At 51.3% G+C, this 4,876-nt stretch carries 7 protein-coding genes; 1 reads left to right on the top strand and 6 read right to left on the bottom strand.

Going from position 1 to position 4,876, the window contains the following annotated elements; all coding sequences use genetic code 11:
- From HQK80_15440 to phnF, 6 genes are all read right to left on the bottom strand, one after another.
- The coding region (locus HQK80_15440; protein ID MBF0223586.1) for a phosphonate C-P lyase system protein PhnH at positions 1–334 on the bottom strand (334 nt) is incomplete at its 3' end.
- On the bottom strand, positions 324–809 hold the full coding sequence (gene phnG / locus HQK80_15435) for a phosphonate C-P lyase system protein PhnG (GenBank protein ID MBF0223585.1): 486 nt from the start codon (positions 807–809) through the stop codon (positions 324–326). The genes phnG and HQK80_15440, both read right to left, overlap by 11 nt.
- 8 nt (positions 810–817) lie before the next feature.
- Positions 818–1,816: a phosphonate ABC transporter, permease protein PhnE gene (gene phnE / locus HQK80_15430; protein ID MBF0223584.1), complete on the bottom strand. Its 999-nt coding sequence runs from the start codon at positions 1,814–1,816 to the stop codon at positions 818–820.
- 32 nt (positions 1,817–1,848) lie between these two features.
- The gene (phnC, locus tag HQK80_15425; GenBank protein MBF0223583.1) at positions 1,849–2,673 is read right to left on the bottom strand and encodes a phosphonate ABC transporter ATP-binding protein; all 825 of its coding nucleotides are present in this window, start codon (positions 2,671–2,673) and stop codon (positions 1,849–1,851) included.
- Positions 2,674–2,753: 80 nt separating this feature from the next.
- Positions 2,754–3,671 (bottom strand): phosphate/phosphite/phosphonate ABC transporter substrate-binding protein, encoded by a 918-nt coding sequence (locus HQK80_15420; protein ID MBF0223582.1) that lies wholly within the window; start codon positions 3,669–3,671, stop codon positions 2,754–2,756.
- Positions 3,672–3,718: 47 nt separating this feature from the next.
- A complete protein-coding gene (phnF, locus tag HQK80_15415; GenBank protein MBF0223581.1) occupies positions 3,719–4,444 on the bottom strand; it encodes a phosphonate metabolism transcriptional regulator PhnF in 726 nt (241 codons plus the stop codon).
- A gap of 247 nt (positions 4,445–4,691) precedes the next feature.
- On the opposite strand from phnF, the gene HQK80_15410 reads away from it, so the two are divergent.
- Positions 4,692–4,856: a hypothetical protein gene (locus HQK80_15410; GenBank protein ID MBF0223580.1), complete on the top strand. Its 165-nt coding sequence runs from the start codon at positions 4,692–4,694 to the stop codon at positions 4,854–4,856.
- The last annotated feature ends 20 nt before the right edge of the window (positions 4,857–4,876 follow it).

Below are 4,876 nucleotides of genomic sequence, written 5' to 3'. Positions count from 1 at the left end.
TAATGATGGTGGCGGACTGGTCTGGACTGGTGAGAGTGCCGACCTTGGCCTTCATGGTCGCCAGCCTGCTGCCTTGACAGAGAAGATAGTCCGCCGTGGCTGGTTGTTCCTCAGAGGCCTGGAGCATCGGCCAATCGTGGCGATCAAGGAGGCCGTGGCAATCAGCCAAACTGGTTCTGCCGTCGAGCAGACTTGCCAGCACGCCTCGCCACGCCGTCGCTTCACCCAACCAGGGCCGGACATCATACAGGCTGCCCGGTCTGGCCATGGCTTCCATCAAGGCACGGAAGATACGTTGCTGGTTGGCGGGCTGCCAGATAGCATCAATTTCCATCGCTTTCCCCCACGTCATCGAGCAGGGAAAAATCGACCCTGGTTGTAGCCAGCATACCCCGTCTTTTTTGCTCTTCGGCCTGGCACCGTTGCCACCCCTGGCGGACAAGGGCACTGACAATCTCATGGCCGATCAACTTCCCGGCCAGGATACCATCACAGATGGCAAGAACTCTGGCAAGGTCAAGATTGTCGGCCATGATCTGGGCCGCACCTTGGGCCGTGCTGCCGTCCGGATCACGGATCTCAAGCCAGGTCGTGGTCAACGGAATTTCACCCAGATAAAAAGACTCCCCGCCCGCACTTTCCCGAATCTTGAGCATGGCCAGCCCCGACTGGGGCAAGGAACGTGGCGTGATATGCCACTCCTCGGTGAGGGCGGCGACCTGGGCCGTCAACTTTTCTGGCTCCAGGGCGCTCAGGGCACGGAGCCACTGACCGCGAGTAACTTCAGTAGTTTGATAAATAGAACTCATAGTTTCCCCTACATTGCACTTGACCGCAGGCGCTGGGACAAGAACTCCAGCAGCATGACGGTTATAAAAATGACCAAAAGAATGGTGGCGACATGGGAGTAATCAAAGAGATCCCAGCGGCCTTTAAGCTCCATGCCGATACCGCCGGCACCGACGATACCAAGCACCGAGGCGGTGCGGATATTACGCTCAAAGACATACTGGACATAGGCCATATACTGCGGCAAGACCTGAGGAAAAACAGCAAAACGCAGAACCTTGAGGCGTCCGGCTCCGCCGGAACGGAGGGCTTCCTGGGGGCCGGGAGGGGCATTTTCAATCTCATCGGCAAAGAACTTGCCAAGCACGCCACTGGTGTGCATGGCAAGGGCAAAGATCCCGGCAATGGGACCAAAGCCGTACATTAAAACAAAGAACAAGGCCAGGATCAACTCCGGCATGGAACGATGAAAGCCAAGGAGTCCCCGGGCGCCCGTGTAGACCGCCTTGTTGGGTGTATAGTTGCGGGCGCTCAAGATACCGAGGGGTAGAGAGATCATGATGGAAAATATGGTGCCCCAGAGGGCCATCTCGACGGTTTCCCACATTTTCCACAGCACCCTGATCAGATAACCGAAAGGATGAACCAGGTACTGGGTCTGAATTTCGGTGTAACTATCGGTCATCAGATCATACTCCCGCTCGGCCACTGTTTCCAGATGGGTAAAGATCGGCAGATTTGCAGGATCAAAATCGTCCAAACGCCTGGTGTCGGTGCGGCTTTCCAGAACAAAAGGAAATGCCTTCCTGATAAAGCCGGTGGCACCGGATACCACCTTGGAATCTCCAAGCCCAAGGATGGCGCCTACAGCCTCTATATTTTCCAGTGTGGCCCGATCCATCTCGGTATTACGGGCAGACCAGGAGATAAAAAGAACGATGATTAAGAGAACACCGATCAGTTTGGGGGTGATGGCCCGCTGCAACTCCCAGCTATCGGAGTTGTAGCGCTCCGTGGGTTGATTCATGAACGGTTCTCGCACAATACTCATCATCCACCTCAGGCAGCCTGCATGGCCACAGCAAATTGTTGTTCGTCAAGAAATGATGGCAGTGTTGCATCTCCCCCACCGTCTTCCTCAATAAAGGGAACATTCCCCGGCCCATAGAGCTCTTCAAGAACCTGCGGCGTCACATCTTCTGGCCGACCGTCATAGACCAGGCATCCCTGACGCAGACCGATGATCCGGTCCGCAAACTCCAGGGCATAATCCACCTGATGGAGGCTGCATAACACCGTGGTCTGACGCTGCTGGGCTGTTTGCTTGAGAAGATTGAGTACATTCCTGCTGATTGTCGGGTCCAGGCTGGCCACTGGCTCATCAGCCAGGACTATACTCGGCTGCGACATAAAGGCGCGGGCAATGGCCACCCGTTGTTGCTGACCACCGGAGAGGGCCATGGCCCGCCGGTGGAGATGCTTTTCTTCCAACTCCACCTCTTCAAGGAGGCGACAGGCCCGACGCTGATTTTTTTCGGGGAAAAGCATGAAAAGACTACGCCACAAAGAGGTCTCGGGCAGCGCTCCGGTTAAGACATTGTTAAGGACGGAGAGCCTTGGTACCAGATGCAACTGCTGATGGATCATGCTCACTCGCTGTTGCAGTCTTTTCAGGTTGCTGCGCTCGACCTTTTCACCCCAGAGGACAACCTCGCCTTGGCAGGGAAGAACCATGCCGTTTATCATGCCCATAAGGGTGGATTTACCGGCCCCTGATGGGCCAAGGAGAACACAAAATTCACCTTTTTTAATGTCCAGGGAAAGATTATCAATGGCTCGGGTGCCGTCTGGATAGACGCGGGACACCTTCTCTAATTTCAACATGGGAGCTATCTCCTTTGGGAATATGAACGAGGCTGCAGCAAATCATTTTCGCTGCAGGCTCGCTCTTTTAAAGTAAGCAATTAGCGCTGGGACGCTTTTTCAACAATGGCTTCCTTGACCTGGTCGGTCACTGCGCCCAGTTTTTCTAGGGCAGCCAGCATCTGCTCGACAGGGTATTCGGCGTCATAACGATCAACCTTTTTACCGCCGTAGCCGCGAATCTTTTCGGGATCCACCTTGGTGTGAATAGTGTTGAATATCTCTTTACGTTTTGCTTTCAGCTGCGGACTGAGATTGGTGTTCATGGCCATGGGTGGATTGGGGATCGGCTCAGATTTGGCGAGCACCTTGTACTCTTTAGGGTCAAGGATGTTATTTTTAACCGCCTTCTCATAAGAGTTAAAAGAGGCGGCACAGGCATCCACCCGGCCCTCTTTCATGGCGGCAATCGAGCTTGAGTGAGAGCCGGCCATAACAATTTTGCTCAGATCTTTGGCCGGATCGACACCGGAGGCGATAAGCATGGCCACCGGATAATTGAATGAGCTTGTTGATTGGACGTCACCCAAGGCCAGAGAATGGTTCTTGAGATCGGCAAGGCTGTTTAAACCACTGTCCTTACGGGTATAAATACCGGAGTAGTAAACAGATTCGCCTTTTGTCACATCCAAAGACAGCAGTTCGGCACCGCAAAGCTTGTGGGCCTCGCCAAAGGACACAGCACCATACCAGGCAATCTCGACCTGATCATTGCACATAGCCTCGATGACTGCGCCATATGAGCTCCCCGCCCGGATATCGAAGTGGATGCCGTAATTTTTGGTGATGCCCTCAAAAACAGGACGGTAATCCTCGGTGACGTCGCTGGAGCCGCCATCGGCTGGAATCAGCATGACCCGCAGAGGGTTATTTTTGCTGCCATCGGCCAGGCCGCTGGCAAAGGTTGTTGCTGCGCTAAAAAGCAGAATGGTGAGGGTTAAAAGCGTTTTTAGTTTCATGATTTGTCTCCTTGGGTTTTTTTAAAACAGGTTTGGTTTCTTATTGTTTATGATTCAATTGAAAGCTGGGCGGCATCTCCGCGAAAACGCGTTACGACATACTCAACTGGTTCACCAGTTGAGGAGTTGATATTGAGGCTTTTGACACGTAAAATCGGAGTGTTTTTATTGATTTGCAGGAGTTCTGCATCATCAGATTGTGGTATAACCGCTGTGACAAGGGTAAGCGCACGGCGGAGATTTATGTTGTAATGCTGATATATAAAGTCGTGAAGTGAACCTTCTTTGTATTTCTTTAAAAGGCTGTGAAACTCAATATAGCTAAAAAAATGGGAAACTATGCAGAACGGCAGGCCATCAACCTTCCGCAATGTTTCAATATAAATTACCGGCGTATTCTCTTTAACACCAAGTTTTTCCGCAACTTCTTCTGAAGCAGGGATACCGATCTGGCGCAACACACTGCTATTAGCGCGCCGCCCCTGAGATTCCAAATTTTCCGTAAAACGGGTCGTACTCTTGATGTCATAGTCAACAACAGCACCAACAACGAACGTCCCTTTACCGCGGATCCTGTTCACTAAACCATCATTTTCAAGCTCATCAACCGCACGACGGAGAGTTTGTCTGTTTATCTTGAATCTGCTGGCAAGTTCCTTTTCAGGAGGTAATGCAGCACCTGTTGAGTAAATTTCACGAATTTCAGAATTGAGGACACTGCTTACCTGCCGATAAACAGGAATGTTACCGTTGCTCTTATCGATTTTGTTCATAGAGACCTCCTTGGTTGTTTAGATGTCTCTATTATTCCTTCTTTTTATTAGGCTGAAGTTAAATGAGCGTTAAAAAAAGATTAATACTTTTATTAAGATGTCTAGATAACTATAGAAGGGGTGGCAAGCTATGACTTTCACGGCACTTCTTCTGTGTGGCGATCGACCTATTCGCCGGACACAGCGACCCAAAGGTATGGCGGTTGTCAGTGCTGTGCCCAACGAGTTTCACTAGATAGGAGCCAGGATGGTGGCCGACATCCTGGAGCTTGATGGCTGGGGACCTGCTATAAAGCTGCTAATTGGCAATTATTTTGTAAAGAAATCAGCCAAAACGACCAGTGATATAATCCTCTGTCAGTTCGTGGCGGGGAGTGGTGAACAGTCTTTCCGTATAGCCAACCTCAATTAAATTACCAATATAAAAATAGG

The sequence above is a fragment of the Desulfobulbaceae bacterium genome (genome assembly GCA_015231515.1).
In the GTDB taxonomy this organism is placed as follows: domain Bacteria; phylum Desulfobacterota; class Desulfobulbia; order Desulfobulbales; family VMSU01; genus JADGBM01.
This window is presented reverse-complemented; position numbering and strand designations above follow the sequence as displayed.